Genomic DNA, 18,526 nt, shown 5'->3' on the forward strand with positions numbered 1-18,526 from the left:
GAGTGCGCTTTCTTATTGAAGAAATTCGCTTTTCCATCATAGGTCTCCAATGTGTAAACCTATTTCAGGACGGGACAGATCCATAAAAAAAGCCGTTGGAAAACCAACGGCTTTTTTGTGTCTGGGGCAGGCTTATTATTCAAGCTCACCGGTAAAGCGATAACCTTCACCGTGAATGGTGGAAATGATTTCCGCTGAAGAAGGCTCAGACTCAAAGTGCTTACGAATTCGGCGAATGGTCACATCTACCGTACGGTCATTTGGACGCAATTCTCGGCCAGTCATGCGCATTAGCAAATCGGCACGAGTTAGGATTTTACCCGGTTGCTGAATGAACATTTCCAACGCGCGGTATTCACTGCGTGGCAATTTAAATGAATCACCTGTCGGAGAGTTCAAGGTGCGGCTGTTTACGTCTAAGCGCCAGCCACTGAACAGGTACTCGGATACATCGTCATCGCCTTCGGCCTTTTCATCGGCCATGGTGCGAGTCAATAAGTTGCGGGCACGAATTGTTAACTCACGTGGGTTAAATGGCTTCGTGATGTAGTCATCAGCGCCAATTTCAAGACCAAGAATCTTATCAACTTCATTATCGCGACCGGTTAAAAAGATCAACGCGATGTCTTTTTCTTCGCGCAGCTCTCGAGCCAGTAACAAACCATTTTTGCCGGGTAAGTTGATATCCATAATGACTAAGTCTACGTCTTTATTAGCCAGCAATTTTTGGTGCATTTCTTCGCCATCGCTGGCTTCGTCAACTTGATAGCCCTCGGCTTCAAATAAGTGACGCAGTGTTGTGCGAGTTACTGTTTCGTCTTCAACAATGAGGATGCTTGGAGTTTCCATATTTGTACCTAGCTTTATATTAATTTATGTGGTGCCTTCAAGGCCGACTTGTGATGTTGGAGTAACGATGAGGCCAAAGGTTCCGTTGTGACGCACTCGGAAGGAGCAAATCCTAATGCCGATTTAACACGCCATGTGTTGATTTCATTCAAGATTAGTTCAGTTATGTTGTTCTGTATGATTAATTGTTAAAAAATAGTTTGGGACTGGTTTGGGGGTGGTTACAAATGCGCCAAACCTGGAAATATTGCGTTACAAGAACGCATGTCGAATGATCGAAAAAAACTTAAATTTTTTTGAGGATTATTGTGAAAAACACGTGGCATCTTTATTCGGAAACCGTTTTTAGCTGTAACCAATGGCTACCTGAAGATGTCACAGGATTCGTTATTACTGCCTGTAACCCCCGCGGCGAATTGCTGTTAGCGCCCACCAACTTGCTGCGTAATAACGTATTGCTCAACGAGTTGGAGTTTGCTGGTTATCGTTTTCGTGCGATGACCGGTTGGGCTCCCGATTTTAGTCATGGAGAAGCAGGTTGGTTCGTGTTTGCTGATTTAGCAGCCGGTAAGGCGCTTGCACAACAATTTGAGCAAAACGCCATTTATTGGGTTGAGCAGGGTACATTGAATTTGTACCCAGTATTGCTGACCGAACATACGATGACGACATTGGGCCGTTTCAGATCGCGTGTTCGCTGCGTTTAGCTTAATAGCTTGTGATACAGCGCTAAGTATTGCTCCGTCGCTTCTTGCCAGAAGAAACGCGTTGCCATGGCATTTTGCTGAATCTGACGATAGTGCTCAGGCTCGTCTTGGTAGAGATGAGCAGCTTTTTCGAGTGCCCAATACATACCTTCCGGGTTTGGATCAATGAAAGTAATACCGTTTGCCGCAGCCGAATTGTCGTTGGTGTAACCAATGACGGTATCTTTTAAGCCGCCCACTTCTCTGGCTACCGGCAAGGAGCCGTAAGCCAAGCTAAACATTTGAGTGAGCCCACACGGCTCAAAAATAGATGGCATTAAAAAGTAATCGGCACCGGCTTGGGCTTGGTGGCTTAAGGCATCGCTGTAGCCAACGAATAAGCCAAGACGGTTAGGGTGCTTAGCTGCGAGCCGTTCAAGTGCTTCTGTAATGGCTTTTTCGCCACTGCCGACAATGGCCACTTGTGCATCGCCACTTTCTAAGAAACGCTCTAGGGCGGGTACTAAAATGCTAAAGCCTTTTTGGTCGGTAAAGCGGCTCACCATGGCAAACAAAGGCACGTCAGCTTTTGGTGGTAAGCCCATTTTTTGTTGCAACGCTTTTTTACATACGGCTTTACCCGCAAGATCATCGGCGGTGTAATTGGCCGTTAAATAGCTGTCTGTTTCACTATTCCACTCGCCGTAATCACAACCGTTGAGAATGCCGGTCAATGCTTCGCTGCGGCGTTGAAAAATATGCGACATGTTGTGACCGCCCAATGGCGATAACAGTTCTTGCGCATATGACGGGCTTACCGCATTAATCGCATCGGCATACAGTACGCCACACTTGAGAAAGTTAATGATGTTGTAGCTGTCATACATACCTTCTTCAGTGAAGTGCGAGAAGGTGTGGGCGAAATGAATCGTATTGAGATCGTAATTGCCCTGGTAAGCACCGTTGTGCACTGTCAGGACCGAGCGAGTGTCAGCGAAAAATGAATTGTCGCGCAATACCGACTTCAAGAAGAACGGCGCTAGGGCCGTGTGCCAGTCATTACAATGCACAATATCGGGTTTGTAATTGAGCATTTGTGCGGTTTGCAGAGCGGCCATGGCGAAAAAGGAAAAGCGTTCGCCATTGTCGGCATAGGCATGTTGACCGTCATCGTAAGGACGTTCGCGATTAAAGTATTCAGGGCAATCAATGGCATAAACCGGCACACCGAAAGGTGACAGCTCATGGACATGGTAAACATAGTGGGTGGAGCCCAGTTGCATGGTGATTTGCTCTGGCGCTTCTTGACCGGGATGAAGGAGAGCTTTTACTTGCGGATAGCACGGCATCATGATGGCTACTTCGACATCATTGTTTTGCAGCTCAATGGGTAATACTCGGGCTACATCGGCTAATCCGCCGGTTTTTATTAGTCCATCAACTTCGCTGGCCAGAAACAGTACGCGCATGGGTTCCTCACTACAGATTACTTAAATGCTGCGCCCAACTGAGTCGTTACGGTAACAATGTGTGTGATTTGATAATCGTTGTTAACGACCCGTAAGCACTATGAAAACAGTTGGAGCTTATCAGGATCTACTTTGATATACGACAAACTTACTGGTTTGATTGAGGCGTTGATTGTCTTTAAAGGCTGCCGCCAACAACTCCGGATATTGCAAAAATCGGTTGGCAACTGCAACTAACTGCCCGTTTCGATTAAGCTTTTGAGGCGCGAGCCGAATTAAATCTTCAGTCACCTGATAATGGGTTTTTACACCCTGATGAAATGGCGGGTTAGTGACGATCGCCGAAAGCTGGTTTTGCGTAATGTCGTTGACACCGGTAACAGGGTAAACCGTGGCGGAAAGTTGATTCGCGGCCAATGTTTGTTGCGTGGCATAAAGGGCGAATGCGTTCACATCCACGGCATAGACGTCACGCTTTGTTTGTTGATGGGCTAGAGCGGTGGCAACAATGCCGCAACCACAGCCAAAGTCGAGCACTTGCTCGCCTAGATCGTCGGGCAAACTGTTCAGTAACAGCGCTGTGCCGTCATCCAGATGGTTGGCACTAAATACGCCAGGTACGGTGACCAGTTGAATGTGCTGTTGCTGCCACTCGACACTAAATGTTTTTTGCTGCGATTCGATAGATAGTGGGGAAATCGCGTCGTCGATACTCGCCACAGGCAGCCCAAATAAGCTGCAGTGCTTTGCCGCATCAAGCTTATTACTCTTTATACCAATCGATTTGGCGATACTGGCGGCACTGCGGATCCCTTCTTTATTGGGGCCAATGCAGTACACCATCGCATCGGATTGGCAGTGATTGAGCACATGCTGAACTAAGTAACTCGCTAATGATTTTTCTTTCGGCCAGTAGATGATGATTGCATCGAAGTTCGCCCAGTCTTGCGGTAATTCAACGCCAAAGTGGCAATGATCCGAGGGTAACTGTGAGGTGAGTTGCTGGTGATATCCGAAGTGATAGTTGTAGCTGTATACCGCGCTAGCCGTCGCGCTCAATTCGCGGCCAAATTGGTCGGCAGGGTTATTCATCAACAGGCAGCGCTTGCCTTGAAAAAGCTCGATATTACGAACCAACAATTTGCTGGCATCAGACAAAAAAGACGACATGAAAAGGCTCCGGAAATGACCGGAGCCGATTATATCAGAAGGTTGGGTGGGGGGCTCAACAGCTTAAGCCGCTTGGCGACGTTGAGCTTTCAATTGCTCACGCCATTGCTGCTTTAATTGAGCTTTAATGTATTCAGGGCGTGCCGCTTTGAAATAACGAATATCATCGTCAGTCAACTCGCTCACCGGTAACCGTAGGTTGTTACTGGTCATAAATGGCCGAGCACTCGCGGCAATCACAAAGCGGGCCTGACCTTCTTGCAAAGGCTCGTTACTCTCGATTTCTTGCAGTACACAAGTTTGAGTAAGGCGCTGAACCGCTTCTTGATGGATTGGTAGAATTAACGAACTACGGCGTTGTAAGAAAAATTCACGCAGTAACGCTCGCTCTTCGTGATCAAATGACAACGCCTTGTTGCGTGCCAAGTCTTGATTTCTATTCCAGCGCCAGCGCTCCGACATGGCTTGCCAAATCATTGACAGCGCCTGCACGGCAAAATAGCTGAGAATGCCGAGATAAATTAGTGACACGGCGGCACCGTAATGCGCCATCACGCCCGCCAGATTAAGTTTCGCCAGCATTGGATCTGGAATAAATAGCAATAACCCACTGATTACAAAAGCAACCAGTAGGGCGCGGTTGAAACTACTGCGGTTAAATGGAGAGTCGTAAATCATCGCTTTCATGAAACATTTGCCATTGGATTGACACCATGGTTAATGTTTAGCAATTAGCGTGCCTGAACAGGCATGGGTTGGCCGAAATTTAAAATTGTTTCGGCCAAATGGCTTATGACGGGTTGTGTGGCTCTAACTGTAGGCTGTTGCCTTGATAAAACACCTTGCTTGGGCCGTAATCGCGAGATGTTGAAAGCGCCCATTGGCTACCCAAACTGAAGTCGATACGGCTGAACAGTTTTTTGGCAACAACGACTTCAACGGACTCGTTAACACGAGATAACTTGCTTTGAGCCACTTGCACGTCGAATTCACGCGCTTCAACGAGTTGTTTCTGATCGCGGAAAAATGACTGGCACATTTCCAGTTGCACTTGAATTTCAGCGCTTTGCGGTTGTTCTTTGATGTGTGCCATTTCGCTTGCTAATTCGGTCAGCGCTTGCTGTTCATCGGCTAATTGCTGGCGAGCAAACTCTAATTCGTTGAGCGCGATTTGATATTGGTTTGACAGATCAATGGTGGTTGGAACACCGGCTGTCGCACCCAATTCGCCGCAATACAGGCCTTTCCCTACCAAAGCGCGGCCGCCAATTAAGGTGCCGTCGTTTGGTTGTTGGATACCGATATAAGCACTTTCGTTGCAATCCAAATGGCAGTGAAGGGCTTGTTTCTTCACGTGAATGTTCTTACCCGCGACGATGTGAACATTCTGAGCCATGCCAACCACCACGTCGCCTTGCGCTTTAATCTGGCAGTTGTACTGATGATCACTGCTGATATGACCGTAGGCGCCACCTTCAATGGTGATATCGCCTTCGGCTTCAATAATACAACCTTCAATATTGCCCATGACCAGCACGTCACCACCAACGGTGATATGCATGCTTTCAGCAACATTGTATTTCACCACGACGCTACCACGGTATTCGATATGACCGGAGCGATTATCAACCGCCTCAACTTCGAGGGTATCGACAACCTTCATGCCGGTTTCAGTTAACACTGGAATGCCCAGACGATTGGCGACTAAGGTGTTTTCGTCACCGTCTTTGAGCTCCGAACCTTCATCGGCCTTTAATTCAATGTGTTTCACTGGCGGCGCTGGCAATACGGCACCGGTGACCGAAATACCATCTTTCCCTAGAATGGATGGAATGCGGCGCATGAGTGGCGCCCCTTGGTCAACAGAAATGATGGCGCCAAAATCACGTGGATCAACGTTACCCGAGCCGGTGGCTTGAGGTCTCAACACGCGATCTTTTAATGTTGGGGTGAGCTGCTCCAAACGGCCATCTCTGCCGTACACCGGCATCGTTGCTTTGGCGATGGTGCAGCGGATCTTTTTCGCTTTTTTGTTGGGCTTGGAGTGCTCGCTCAGAATATCAACGGCTTTAGGATTGAGGCCATGTTTAATGCCGGCTTTGGCAATGACTCGTACAACGTCCTCATGGGATAGGCTTTTGCCGCCCGCGGCGGGGCGTAATTCAGCCACCGCTGACATGCCGCCACCTTCGATCTCAATGGTCAGCTCAGCATCAGACGATTGACCGATAATAACGATAGCCGGATCGTTTTGTTGTTCTTGCGCTTTGGTGAGCAATTGATACAAGTGCGCAGGCTCAAATAGGCACGTCGCGTACTTGGATTTACCCAAAGTAACGATAATTTCATCAAGATTTGCTTGCTGCAAACGAGACAGCTGCATATGCAACTCAACGTTGTTGGTCTCGATGTTTCGAAGCAACTTATCGTTCGACACGTTAAAAAATCCTATTATTCGTACAGCAATGGCATATTGTCAGTGAAAATTTGCTTTAGCAAGAATTGGATATATTTGTTAGTGACATGGGTCATACTGCTGAGCAAATAAATTACATATGGATGGTACTAAATGAAAATACTGGTAATTGGAGCATTTGGCACCATCGGCCGGAAACTAGTGCCAGCTTTAGTTGAACAAGGACATCAGGTTTGCGTTTCGTCACGAGATGCCAATAGACCTTGGCCTTGGCCTGAACTCAACTGTTCTCGCTATACCCTAAACTTGCTTGATGTTGAATCGATTACGCCCGCCCTTGAGCAAGTAGAACTTATTTATTACCTGATGCATGGCATGTCTGATGGCGAGCATCATAATGAGCGTGAAATCAGCGCTGCCAGAAATTTAACGCAAGCAGCACAACAAGCCGATGTGAAGCGAATCATCTATATGGGGAGCTTGGTGTCGGCCAATCCAAAATCCGAGCACATGTTAGCTCGAATCGCGACAGGCAAAGTACTTGCGTCATCACAAGTGCCGGTCACTGAACTACGAGCCGGTATTGTTGTTGCGCCTGGCTCTGCTGCATTTGAAGTGATGCGAGACATGGTTGGCCACTTGCCAGTGATCTTCACGCCAGCTTCTATTCGCACCAAAGTGCCGCCGATTGCCATCGCCGACTTAACTTACTATTTAGTGCGCTTGGCTGAACTGCCTGAATCTGCAGGCAAATGCTACGATGCGGCGGGTCCAGAATGGATTAGCTATCAACGTATGATGGAGCGTTTGGCGATTAGCTTAAAACGCCGCTGCAAAGTGATTGGCGTTCCAGGATTACCGATTTGGCTTGCTGCCGCGGTATTGGGAATCGTTACGTCAGTGCCTCGTTCGTTGGCGCGAGCGTTGATTGCTGGCTTAGGCGAGCCTCTGCAAGCTTCTCCTGAGTCGCTTCAACAACTCATCCCGCAACAATTAATGTCACTAGAACAAGCGGTAGAAGCGGTGTTGAATGACGAATCGGTCGAGCATTACCCCGAGCAATGGCAAGACGGGGTACCTACCTTCCGCAATTTTTCACCATTGCATGGTTTTTATGCCAAATGTGCTAGTCAATCGATTGAGATAGCGGCCAGCCCCGCATCGGTTTGGCAAGTGATTAACTTACTCGGTGGCAAGCATCGATATTTCTATTTAGATAGCTTGTGGGCAATGCGTGAATGGATGGACTGGGCCATCGGCGGCCCTGGTCGGAATCATGGCCGAACCAACCCAGCCACCTTAACGGTGGGTGAAATGGTTGATTCGTGGCGAATCTTATCGGTTAAATCACAGCGCCGACTGGTGATGAAATTTGGTATGAAGGCTCCGGGCGGTGGCGGCATGCAATTAACCGTTACGCCTCTGTCTGGCGTTGAAGCGCAACCCAGGTGCCGACTAAACGTTGAATTGTTGTGGCACCCGGCTGGGTTTTGGGGGCTTGCGTACTGGTATTTTTATGCGCCTTGGCATCAATTACTCCTCAATGGGATGACTGCGAGAATGGCCGAATTAGCGAAACAAGCGGAACAAGGTCAACCGCTCGATTAGCTGGTTTGGTGAGGCGTCATTTAATGCTAGAGTGACGACCGTTTTTTTACATCGACTGGCCGCCTGGCATTAAGGAAATTTTATGGGATTGGTGAAAACAGCGCTTCGCATTGATGCCAAATTGGGCGAATGCCCACGTTGGGATGAGCAAACTCAGACGCTATATTGGGTAGATATCGACAATTGTCGTTTGAATCAGTTTGATCCGAAAACGGGTGACAATAAATTTTTGCAACTCGACGAAGAAATTGGCTGTTTTGCCCTCGCCGAGTCCGGCGGTTTTGTCGCAGGGTTACGCTCAGGTTTTGTTAAAATTGCTAGCTTGGATGGGGCAATTGAAGCCATTGCCGATCCTGAAGCAGACAAACCTTGGCAGCGTTTCAATGATGGCCGATGTGATGCTGCTGGCCGCTTTATTGCAGGTACCGTGAATCCGAATAAAGATGCCTACAGTGGCCATTTTTACAGCTTGCAACACGGCGAAGCGAAACAATTGGTGGGTCACAATTGGACATCGAACGGGGTCGCTTTTAGCCCTGACAATAAAACCCTCTACTATTCTGATACGCCGCGACACACTATTTTTGCCTGCGACTATGACTTGGCATCTGGCTCGGTGAGCAATGAGCGAATCTTTGCTGAGTTTCCCAAAGGTTGGGGCCGCCCAGATGGCGCTTCGGTCGATTCTGAAGGGAATTATTGGTCTGCGCTTTATGGCGGTGGACGTGTGGTGCAAATGAATCCTGCGGGTGAAATCATTAATACCATCGCTGTGCCGGCTCAAAACCCAACCATGGTTGCATTTGGCGGCGCCGATCTTAAAACGCTCTATATTACTACCACGAAGGCGGGCTCCCCTGAAGAAGCGGCGCAGTATCCGCTTTCAGGTTCTATTTTTGCCGTTGAAGTTGAGGTTGCTGGCTGCGTTGAGCCGCGCTTCGCAGGCTAAGCGCCTGCGACTTGAGAGGTTGGCCCAAGGTGGTAGTTCACAACCGCTGAGGTCAACCGCTGTTTGAGGGCCATTTTACGCTCCACCGGTGCAAAGCTTGCGTTGATCGCATTGGTCGTTAATTGAATCCATTGAGTTTCTGAAAGCTTCAGGGCATTTTGCACCGCCAACATATTGGTGGTGAGATAGCCGCCAAAATAAGCTGGATCATCACTGTTAAGTGTGACGCACAAACCTAATTCCAGTAACTGTTTTAAGTTGTGTTGACGCAAATCGTTATAAACGCCTAAGCGGACGTTTGATAGCGGACAGACTGTCAGCGGCACTTGGTGATGTATCAGGTATTCAACCAATTGCGCATCTTCTTGGCAACGCACGCCATGATCGATGCGGCGCACCTGCAAATCACGAAGGGCTTCCCAAATGTAGTCGGCAGGTCCTTCTTCGCCAGCATGAGCAACTCGGTGCCAGCCATAACTATCTGCCAGCTCAAAAGCTCGTTTGAATTTGCTTGGTGGGTTGCCCCGCTCACTAGAATCTAATCCAATCGCATTGATTAGATGCTGCCATGGTTTCGCTTGTTCTAACGCGGCGATGCCATCTTCTTCTGGTAAGTGGCGCAGCAATGACAATATTAAGTTGCTGCTCGCTCCATAATGACGTTGAGCATCTTGCTGGGCGCCCACTAAACCTTCCATCATGGTATTCATTCGGACACCACGATTCAGATGAGTTTGCGGATCGAACATGATTTCATAGTGAAGGATTTGCTCTTGATCGCAGCGTTTGAAATACGCCATGGCCAAGTCATAGAAATCGTCACGGGTGCGCAATACCGCTGCGCCTTGATAGTACAAGTCAAGGAACGACTGAAGGTTGTCGAACTGATAAGCCTCACGTAGCGCTTCTGGGCTGCGATAAGGCAGCGCAATGCCGTTCCGCTCAGCAAGAGCAAACATCATCTCAGGCTCTAATGTACCTTCGATGTGGAGGTGAAGTTCAACTTTGGGCAACTGTGCCAGAAACTGATCCATACGACTCATCTGTTGTGGCGACTATAGGTGAAGTATCGCTAATCATGATTGATGGTCAATGGTGACAGGTCAATTTTTGGTCGGAAAATGAAAAAAGGCTCGTACCCCAATGGGATACGAGCCTTAATAATTTGGTGCAGAAGGGGAGACTTGAACTCCCACGTCCTAACGGACACTAGCACCTGAAGCTAGCGCGTCTACCAATTCCGCCACTTCTGCAGGTTGCGCCTTTAAGCGCGGCGCGAATCTTACTTGATTTATTTGATAGCGCGCAAGCACTTTTTTCATTAAATTGGTGGAAAATACTGCTGTGAGCTTGCGATTCATTTAGGGTAAGCAACAGGCCTTACCGGAAGTTCCACGGATTTTTATTATGTTACGGATGCTGTCACTCAGCCTTATCTTGTTATTGCCCAGTGCCTTTGCTGCACGATGGGAGTTGATCAACCCGCCGCTCACGTCACCGCTTTATATTGGCGGCGGTGTTGGTTATGGCCAGTTCGATGCGGATTACGTTGATACCGAGTGGCAAGCAAATTGGCAGTTCTATGGCGGTTATCGTTTTCAGGACGTTTGGGCTATTGAGTTTGCCGGTGGCCGTTACGCCGATGCAGAAGGTGTCAGTGACAGTTTGCCTAGCGTCGATATTGAACACAGCTTTAACCTTTCCGCAAGCCTTCTTGGCTACGCCTATTACACTGACTTTGCAGCATTTTATCGAATGGGCGTGCAGTATGATGATTACGATATCATTCGCTACCAACAAGAATCGAACGAGCAATGTGCATCCGATGATGAACGGACAATGTGCGCCGCTAGTGACAGCCAGTTCAGCTTTCTTGTTGGGTTAGGGGGAGAGTTTCCTATTACTGACGCCTTGGTGACTCGGCTGGAGTGGATTAGCCAGCTAGGCGGCGACGACTTTAATCAGCATCAAGCCATCGCCAGCATCATGCTCAAATTTTGAATGAACGGCAGTTGGTGGCAAGCACATAGATTACCCGTTAGAAACTAAAAAGGCATGCCGCTTGGCATGCCTTTTTGATGTGAAAATCCGCTACACCGGAGTGCAGGATTTCAGGGCCGTGGCTAACGCTGCCATGACATCAGAGCGACTAATGACGCCGATAACTTTGTCATCTTCGACAACAGGGTAGATCTTCGGTTTTTCCTTGACCATCTGCTGCGCTAAATCGACCAACCCCATATCAGGCGATACCGATAGCGGGCTTTTGCTCATGACGTCTTCCACTTTTAACGTGGTATCACAAAAGTAAGAGGCACTAATCAGCATGCGAATACAGTCTTGCTCAGAGACAAAGCCTTTTAACTGTCGGCGGCCGTTAACAACGGGGGTGCCGGTTGTACCGTATTCGCGAAGTAAATCAACAGTTTCTGTTAATGGGCTACCCACCTGAATGTGTGGGTAGTGCTTTTGCATGAAATCGCGTACTTGGTGTGTATGTGGCATAGGTAAATCTCCCTGAACTCTATGCCATCAGTATGTGCAGCAAACACAAAAACAGCCAATTGTATTGCCAAAAGGGTTACTTAGCCCACATCAATTACGCTGATTCGGCTATTTGTAATGGTTTGCTAAGAGGGCTAGCTGAGTTTGGAACTCGACGTCGTGAAATAAACAACGAGCTAACGACCGTACGTTTTGCCTGTTTTTTCGCGTCCGCCGCTAATGCCGCAATATCATGGTGAGAATGGCAGCCTTGCAGATCGGGCTGAACGGCGCCGATGGATAGGCCAAGTAACGGGAAGAACTGCTCGGCTCCACTGCGAGTTCGAGCAACAATACCGCCTTGCGCCACATCGGAGTGCTCATAGTAGTGGCTAATGCGAGCGTCAAAATCATTGAGGATTAGTTGGCAGCGCTGTTGCCAGTTGTCAGTGGTTAATATGGCGACAAAATCATCGCCGCCCACGTGGCCAATAAAGTTACCCGGGCCTGATGCGTGTGTTTTGAGTAATTCGGCAACCAACTGGATGACCATGTCACCGCGGCCGTAACCATAAACGTCGTTGTAAGGCTTGAAATTATTTAAATCCAAATAGGCAAATATAAAGTCTTTCGGTTTGTGCAGCAGGCGCTCCACTTCTCGATAGATGGGGACATTGCCCGGCAGCATCGTCAGTGGGTTGGCATAGCGCGCACTTTGGATTCTGGATTCAGTGATTCGGCGCAATAGGCTACGCACCGATCCTAGCCCTTTGTAACTGCCTTCTGTTGTAACAATGAAGTGAGTATTTACATCAAAGCTTTCTTCGTCAGTTACTGTTCGGCTTACTACTTCTAATGGCGTTTCTGCATCAACGACAACGGGGTTTAATTGCATGACCTGAGAAATGGGGCGTCGTTCATTTAACGCTCGTCCGTAGGGCGTTGAAAACAGTTCAAGTAAGGCTGAACGTTGAACGATGCCCACAGGGTTATGATTTTCGACGATGGCTATTGAATGAAGGTTGGGATCATTTAAAAAACGATCGACCACGGTACCCACTGGCATGTCGAATGGCGCTGGATGCGCTGGCGTTAGCAACTGTAATGCCGTGTCATTTAAACCTTGCAACGAGGTGCTGCGCTCATTTCGAATTTTATAAACACCGACGGGCTCTAAACCAATTTCTGGTTGAGGGTGGCCTAGCAAGTAACCCTGACCGTAATCAATGCCCAGCTCCTGAACTTGGATCAGTTCTTCATCGGTTTCAATACCCTCGGCAACGACTTTAGAACCGGTGGTTTGCGCTAATGACACAATACTACGAACAAATTCTTTTTTAAGCGGATCGGCATGGATCTGGCTGACAAAGTAACGATCAATCTTAATGATGTCGGGGCGAATTTCAGACCAGAGTTTTAAGCCTGAGAAGCCAGAGCCAAGATCATCAATAGCAATCAGGAAGCCGAGCTTGCGGTAATGCTCCACGGCGTTCTGTAAGGTTTGTGAATCATCAACTTGATGTTGCTCGGACAGTTCAATCACCACTTGCTCAGGTTTGAGATTAAATTGATTGAGCAATTCTAAGGTACGGCCTTTTGGGTGATCTTCATGGAGCAAGGTGACCGGACTGACATTGATGAACAGCAATGCATTGGTATCGAATTCAACAAAACGGCGAATGGCGCACAGGCGACAGAGAAGGTCGAGATTCGATAGCCGATTGGTTTGCTGAGCCACATCAAACAAGGCTGCAGGCGAATGCAATGGACTGTCAGATGGCCCTCGGCTGAGCGCTTCGTAGCCTACCACTGAGCCGCGCTGCAAATGCACTATCGGTTGAAATAATGGCGTGATTTGCTGCTGCGCGATGACGCGAGTGAGTTCATTGTAAAGAGGGTGGCGTGTACTCATGCTACTGACCTTGCAGTGTGCTTCAAAAGCGCACATTGCCAGTAATGCATGACATTTTTATTAAATTTTAGAGCTTTTATTTGACTGTTAGCAGATACCTTCTAGCAATCTTAATTGTTTAATCGATACCGCTGTTGGTTGTGTAATCTTTTGTAATTTTCAATCCTGTGGAGTTGATTTGATATTCGATTCTCGTAGACTCAACTTGACGCAGTGCACCAGACGAACCTGTTGAATACTAATAAAAAAGGACTCGACCATGACCTCCCCCGACAAATTTCACCCTGTGATCAAGTTCATGCATGGCCTGATGGCTATTGCGATGATCGCAGCTATTGCCATTATTCTGTACGCTGGCGAGATGCCTCGCGGGCCAGAAAAATTTGAGCTTTATTTTTGGCACAAGTCTTTAGGCTTGCTACTCGCGGCACTGATCATTATTCGAATCGTGCTGATTAAGAAAATTGGCAAGCCCGCGCCAATTGGTGATGGCCTCAAGAAAACCATGGCGTCAGTTGCCCACGGCTTGTTGTATTTAGCCATGCTGGCTCTGCCATTTAGTGGGTTGGTTATGTCTTACGCTGGCGGCCACAGTATTCCGTTTTTCGGCTTGTTCGAAATTCCAGGTGCGGAAGAAAAAATGAAAACGCTAGGTGGCATTGCTCATGAAGTACATGAAATCGGCGGCAATATACTCATCGGACTTATTGTGCTGCATGTTGTTGCGGCGCTTTACCATCATTTTGGCTTAAAAGATGACACCATGCGCCGCATGTTTGGTCATAAGAAATAGTCCTAACTCGAACCCTATAAAAAGCCGGCGATAAGCCGGCTTTTTTTGTCCATGTGATGGGATTGAAGCAGGATCAATCGCCGTCACCTTGGTCACAAGCAATTAGAACGTCAGGCTCTTACAGGCTTCAATGAATGCTTTGCGTTCACTTTTAGAGGACGCTTCAAGAGACATTTGCTGGGCGATTGTCGCTGCCTGTACGCGGCGATTAAATTTATCTTCAAATTGTTCCGCTTCTGCCTTACTTGAAAACTGCTCGCGTACTTCGTTTATGTAGTCAGCATGTTTCAGCTTCAATTGGCTTCTGGCGGTCGCCAGTGTCATGGACGGGGTGACTGGCGCACAGGTTTTTAGTTTAACCGTATCCTGGAAGAACGACTTTTCCGAAGATGCGCTACTTGAACCACCTGATAACAGCAGGTACAACACGATCAGTAAAAGAGCCGCAGCTCCGCCAACCAGCGGCATGTTTGCTTTTGCAAATTCCATCGGCCCTTTTGCTTTCAATTCAGCTTGAAGCGCTTGTGCTTTTGCTTCGGCTTGTTTGAGTTTGTCGTTGTTCTTAAGATCCACGTTATATTTCCTAAATGGTGTGTGTATTCACGATAAAAAGCACATGTTCCATGCGTGCCAATGTAAGCGGAGCAAGTCACCTACACACATGTGGAATGAGCCTTAAAAGGCTATTTTCATCAACAAGATAAAATGATGTCTGTGGGTTTTATCTACTTTATCGGGGTGGAAGTAAACTTAAATGGCGGCCTTTCTACCAAGAAACCTGTAAATCGTGGTATTCTGTTCTTTTTTTAAACTTTTTCAGTACGTTATATGAGCTCTTGCCGGTTAAAAAAGCGAACGAGGTGGGGGCGTGATTGAAGCTAATATGCGAATTAAAAAGCCAACCCGAAGGTTGGCTTATTGAGGTTCGATTTAACCGCCCAGCCTATTTGAAGTGAGGGCTTTGGAAGTTGTGCAGGCTTTTCATATAGCTGATTCGATCTTGTGAAGCGCTATCGGCTTGGCGCTGCTCGCTTAGCAAACCAATAATACTGGAAATATCGGCGCATTCATGATGCTCCATCCAGTCCCGCAAACCGCGGTTTAAGGTGCCAATATAATCGATTCCGTTACGGATTAGGCTCGATGCAACTTGGACGGCTTCAGCACCTGATAGCAAATATTGTAACGCTTGTTCTGCGTGCTCAACACCACTGTTACCAATGATTGAGCCCTGCATTTTGCCGTGTAGCAAAGATGCCCAATGAATGCCCCAAGCACTGTCCTCTTTACGAGAAAGGTGTACGTGACGCGATAGCACCATGGATTCAGTATCCACTTGCGGTAAATAAAGTCGATTAAACATGACCAGACCGTCGATGCCGGTGGCATCTAACACCATCGCCAGATAGCCTGGCGAGCTGAGGGTTGGCATTAATTTCATGGCCATTGGGCGCTGACAAATAGCCCGCATTTCGGTGGCAAGCTCAACCAGCTCGTCTTCAACTTCACGGCCACTACGCATCAAATTGATGGGCAGGTGATAAGGGTTGTATTCCACGGCATGTGCACCGGCTTCTACCACGGCCATGGTCATTTGGCTCAGGTGATCGAGGTTGGTGCCATTGAGGCTAGCAATAATTGGGATATTGAGGTTACTGGCTTGCTCAACTAAGCGCAGGTAATCATCACTCGAGACACGGAACTGTGCATCGGGCTCACCATTATTAATGCGTGATTCTTCAAACAGCGAAAAGAGCACCACGGCACCGGCGCCGGCTTCTTGCATGGCTTCGATATTTTCTAACTTGGCCGACAACGGGCAAGCCGCAACAACAATTGGGCTTGCGATGGAAAAGCCTAAATATTGACTTGATAGTGGGTTCACAATCATTCAGCACAACCTTTGTATTCAAGTAATTACACGTTGAGCATAGCCTGAAACAAGCATTCCGAAAGTGTCGTTTGATGCTTGCTAACAAAGTATTGCTAGCGGTGGCCGCAATACCGATCAGAGGCTTATGTTCGAGACTGCAAGTAACTGGCGTAATCGGGCACAGACGTCGCGTATTCTTGGTTGAGTAGTGGCGACTCCATTAGGAAATCTGCAGATGCCGGATTACACGCCACGGGAATATTCCAAACGGCCGCAAGTCGAAGCAGGGCTTTTACATCCGGGTCATGGGGAACCGCATCTAGGGGATCCCAAAAGAAAATCATGATATCAACCGCGCCTTCGGCAATTTGCGCGCCGAGCTGCTGATCGCCACCCATTGGGCCGCTCAACATGCAGGTCACTTCAATGCCTGTGGCTTTGGCAACTAAAGTGCCGGTCGTGCCGGTACCGAATAGTTGATGTTGAATAAGTTGTTCTTTACGAGTTGTGACCCACTCAAGCAATTCGGCTTTCATGTGATCGTGTGCCACAAGCGCAATACGCTTGCGCGCTGGCAACATACGGGTTGTTTTATCCATAAGATTCGCACAGTTAACTATGTTGGTATGGCCTTGAGACTACCTCTGCCGAAGTTGCTTCGCAATGGGTTTTTGAATGCTTCGCGCTTACATCGCGATTAGTGATAAGCTGGCCGCAACTTTTTTAAGAGGATTTGAGCTGTGAGCGCCATTGATAAACTAACCGGCTATTGGCAAACCTTTTTTGCCGAACAACTCGAACAAGATTACATGAAGAACTTGAGCGCGTTTTTGCGTGAGCAGAAGCAGCAAGGGCAAATTGTTTACCCTGCTAGCGACAACATCTTCAACGCATTTGAGTGGACGCCGCTGGAGCAAGTCAAAGTGGTGATCATTGGTCAGGATCCTTACCACGGCCTGGGGCAAGCCCATGGCTTGTCATTTTCGGTACCGCCAGGCGTCGATAAGCCACCGTCTTTAAAAAATATTTTCAAAGAATTGAACCGAGATCTTGGGGTTGAAGCACCTGTTCATGGTTGTTTGGAAAGTTGGGCCAAGCGCGGCGTGATGATGCTCAACAGCGTGTTGACGGTACCCGATGGTATGGCCGGTGGACATCAGAAAAAAGGCTGGGAACAGTTTACCAACGCGGCACTACAAGCAATCAATGAGCACTGTGAACATGTTGTCTTTCTAAGCTGGGGCCGGTTTGCGCACGGAGTGTGCGAACAAATAGACCGCTCTAAGCATTTGGTGGTGAAAACCTCTCACCCAAGCCCGCTCGGCGCGTCTAAGGTCGGCAAAGATTTTGCCGCATTTATGGGCTCAGGCTGCTTTTCTCAAGCAAATCGGTGGCTTATGGAGCAGCAAATCGCGCCGGTCAATTGGCAAATAGACTGATTGATACTGGTAGTTGGTTTAATTTTATGCAAAATTGAGCTGGCTCATTCAGCATTCGAACTAGCATAAATATAATACCGTCTGACCTACAACTCATCGTCGTGGCTTGTCTGCGCGTTGATGCCAATGATTGGCAGGAGAGAAATGCATGATCTTAGACATCATACACAAGGAGCACGTCAACATGACGACGTTGCTCAAGTTCCTCAAGGCTAAACTGGAAGACCTACGCCAGGACAGAAGCATTCGCTACGATCTAATCAAAGATATTGTTGAATACTTACATGAGTATGCTGACAAGCATCACCACCCTTGTGAAGACATCATCTACAGCTATTACCTTGAACATAGGAAAGATGAGAAGGTTGCCGATGGAGTCCACAAGTTAGCTGAACAGCACATTAAAATTTCAGCGCTGACAGAACATTTGTGTGACATGACAGAGATGATTCTGATGGACGCCGTGGTGCCCCAACAGCAGTACATCGATGCTCTGGATGAATTTTTAGAAATTCAAACAAATCATTTGAACTACGAAGAAGATCATATCTTGCCGGCGTTGCGGGAAGAACTGACCGACGCGGATTGGCAAGCGATCATTGCCTTACTGCCTTATGATGGCATTGACGATGTGGATTCACTTAAAGAATTAGCGCGCAAGTCCGATCCATTGTTTGGCGATAATGTACAAGAGCGTTATCAGTCGCTGCGAGAAAACCTCGGCGCGTAAAAACAACGTCGAAAAATAAGCGATATTTTCAAAATAAAAAGCCCCGCAATGCGGGGCTTTTTTGTGGCGTTATGTCCCGTCCTGAAATAGGTTTACACATTGGAGACCTATGATGGAAAAGCGAATCCCTTCAAAAACAAAGCGCACT

At 47.9% G+C, this 18,526-nt stretch carries 18 protein-coding genes and 1 tRNA gene; 7 read left to right on the forward strand and 12 right to left on the reverse strand.

The features are described 5' to 3' along the window. Positions 1 to 135 precede the first annotated feature (135 nt). Positions 136 to 849, reverse strand: a complete 714-nt coding sequence (gene arcA, locus K0504_RS17900; protein ID WP_220105533.1) for a two-component system response regulator ArcA — start codon at positions 847 to 849, stop codon at positions 136 to 138. A 308-nt stretch (positions 850 to 1,157) separates the two neighbouring features. Here arcA and K0504_RS17905 point away from each other — a divergent pair, with 308 nt between their 5' ends. After that, positions 1,158 to 1,556, forward strand: coding sequence for a DUF3293 domain-containing protein (locus K0504_RS17905; RefSeq protein WP_220105534.1), 399 nt, complete (start codon positions 1,158 to 1,160; stop codon positions 1,554 to 1,556). On the opposite strand, the gene glgA is transcribed toward K0504_RS17905, so the two are convergent. From glgA to K0504_RS17925, 4 genes are all read right to left on the reverse strand, one after another. Beyond that, complete coding sequence (glgA, locus tag K0504_RS17910) at positions 1,553 to 3,004, reverse strand: glycogen synthase GlgA (RefSeq protein WP_220105535.1); 1,452 nt, start codon at positions 3,002 to 3,004, stop codon at positions 1,553 to 1,555. The two genes, K0504_RS17905 and glgA, sit on opposite strands and share 4 nt — an antisense overlap. Before the next feature lie 120 nt (positions 3,005 to 3,124). Next, positions 3,125 to 4,174, reverse strand: coding sequence for a methyltransferase (locus K0504_RS17915; protein WP_220105536.1), 1,050 nt, complete (start codon positions 4,172 to 4,174; stop codon positions 3,125 to 3,127). 63 nt (positions 4,175 to 4,237) lie between these two features. Further along, on the reverse strand, positions 4,238 to 4,861 hold the full coding sequence (locus K0504_RS17920; protein WP_220105537.1) for a super-infection exclusion protein B: 624 nt from the start codon (positions 4,859 to 4,861) through the stop codon (positions 4,238 to 4,240). Positions 4,862 to 4,964: 103 nt separating this feature from the next. Continuing rightward, positions 4,965 to 6,611 (reverse strand): DUF342 domain-containing protein, encoded by a 1,647-nt coding sequence (locus K0504_RS17925; RefSeq protein ID WP_220105538.1) that lies wholly within the window; start codon positions 6,609 to 6,611, stop codon positions 4,965 to 4,967. 132 nt (positions 6,612 to 6,743) lie between these two features. On the opposite strand from K0504_RS17925, the gene K0504_RS17930 reads away from it, so the two are divergent. Both K0504_RS17930 and K0504_RS17935 read left to right on the forward strand, forming a co-directional pair. Beyond that, positions 6,744 to 8,198, forward strand: coding sequence for a DUF2867 domain-containing protein (locus K0504_RS17930; RefSeq protein WP_220105539.1), 1,455 nt, complete (start codon positions 6,744 to 6,746; stop codon positions 8,196 to 8,198). Positions 8,199 to 8,280: 82 nt separating this feature from the next. Then, complete coding sequence (locus K0504_RS17935) at positions 8,281 to 9,147, forward strand: SMP-30/gluconolactonase/LRE family protein (RefSeq protein WP_220105540.1); 867 nt, start codon at positions 8,281 to 8,283, stop codon at positions 9,145 to 9,147. On the opposite strand, the gene K0504_RS17940 is transcribed toward K0504_RS17935, so the two are convergent. Together K0504_RS17940 and K0504_RS17945 are read right to left on the reverse strand one after the other, a co-directional pair. Continuing rightward, positions 9,144 to 10,181, reverse strand: coding sequence for an adenosine deaminase (locus K0504_RS17940; RefSeq protein ID WP_264082974.1), 1,038 nt, complete (start codon positions 10,179 to 10,181; stop codon positions 9,144 to 9,146). The genes K0504_RS17935 and K0504_RS17940 overlap by 4 nt on opposite strands. A 132-nt stretch (positions 10,182 to 10,313) precedes the next feature. Then, positions 10,314 to 10,400 (reverse strand) — tRNA-Leu (locus K0504_RS17945). Between the two features lie 154 nt (positions 10,401 to 10,554). On the opposite strand from K0504_RS17945, the gene K0504_RS17950 reads away from it, so the two are divergent. Then, positions 10,555 to 11,148 (forward strand): outer membrane beta-barrel protein, encoded by a 594-nt coding sequence (locus K0504_RS17950; RefSeq protein ID WP_220105542.1) that lies wholly within the window; start codon positions 10,555 to 10,557, stop codon positions 11,146 to 11,148. 90 nt (positions 11,149 to 11,238) lie between these two features. Here the strand turns inward: K0504_RS17950 and K0504_RS17955 are convergent, their stop codons facing one another. Further along, positions 11,239 to 11,652 carry a CBS domain-containing protein gene (locus K0504_RS17955; protein WP_220105543.1) on the reverse strand — a complete coding sequence of 138 codons (414 nt, stop codon included), beginning with the start codon at positions 11,650 to 11,652 and terminating at the stop codon, positions 11,239 to 11,241. Between the two features lie 94 nt (positions 11,653 to 11,746). Continuing rightward, positions 11,747 to 13,543: a GGDEF domain-containing protein gene (locus tag K0504_RS17960; RefSeq protein ID WP_220105544.1), complete on the reverse strand. Its 1,797-nt coding sequence runs from the start codon at positions 13,541 to 13,543 to the stop codon at positions 11,747 to 11,749. A gap of 259 nt (positions 13,544 to 13,802) precedes the next feature. Between K0504_RS17960 and K0504_RS17965 the strand changes: the two genes are divergently transcribed. After that, entirely contained in the window at positions 13,803 to 14,336 is a 534-nt protein-coding gene (locus K0504_RS17965; protein WP_220105545.1) for a cytochrome b, read from the forward strand. Positions 14,337 to 14,438: 102 nt separating this feature from the next. On the opposite strand, the gene K0504_RS17970 is transcribed toward K0504_RS17965, so the two are convergent. The 3 genes from K0504_RS17970 to K0504_RS17980 all read right to left on the reverse strand — a co-directional run bounded on the left by K0504_RS17970 (position 14,439) and on the right by K0504_RS17980 (position 16,808). Further along, positions 14,439 to 14,909 (reverse strand): hypothetical protein, encoded by a 471-nt coding sequence (locus K0504_RS17970; RefSeq protein ID WP_220105546.1) that lies wholly within the window; start codon positions 14,907 to 14,909, stop codon positions 14,439 to 14,441. Positions 14,910 to 15,279: 370 nt separating this feature from the next. Next, entirely contained in the window at positions 15,280 to 16,227 is a 948-nt protein-coding gene (locus K0504_RS17975) for a beta/alpha barrel domain-containing protein (RefSeq protein WP_220105547.1), read from the reverse strand. Positions 16,228 to 16,352: 125 nt separating this feature from the next. Next, entirely contained in the window at positions 16,353 to 16,808 is a 456-nt protein-coding gene (locus K0504_RS17980) for a methylglyoxal synthase (RefSeq protein ID WP_220105548.1), read from the reverse strand. 141 nt (positions 16,809 to 16,949) lie between these two features. On the opposite strand from K0504_RS17980, the gene ung reads away from it, so the two are divergent. Together ung and K0504_RS17990 are read left to right on the forward strand one after the other, a co-directional pair. Beyond that, positions 16,950 to 17,648 carry a uracil-DNA glycosylase gene (gene ung, locus K0504_RS17985; protein WP_318837998.1) on the forward strand — a complete coding sequence of 233 codons (699 nt, stop codon included), beginning with the start codon at positions 16,950 to 16,952 and terminating at the stop codon, positions 17,646 to 17,648. A 148-nt stretch (positions 17,649 to 17,796) separates the two neighbouring features. Beyond that, complete coding sequence (locus tag K0504_RS17990; RefSeq protein ID WP_225918223.1) at positions 17,797 to 18,378, forward strand: hemerythrin domain-containing protein; 582 nt, start codon at positions 17,797 to 17,799, stop codon at positions 18,376 to 18,378. The last annotated feature ends 148 nt before the right edge of the window (positions 18,379 to 18,526 follow it).

This window comes from Neiella holothuriorum (assembly GCF_019457915.1).
Classification (GTDB): Bacteria; Pseudomonadota; Gammaproteobacteria; order Enterobacterales; family Neiellaceae; genus Neiella; species Neiella holothuriorum.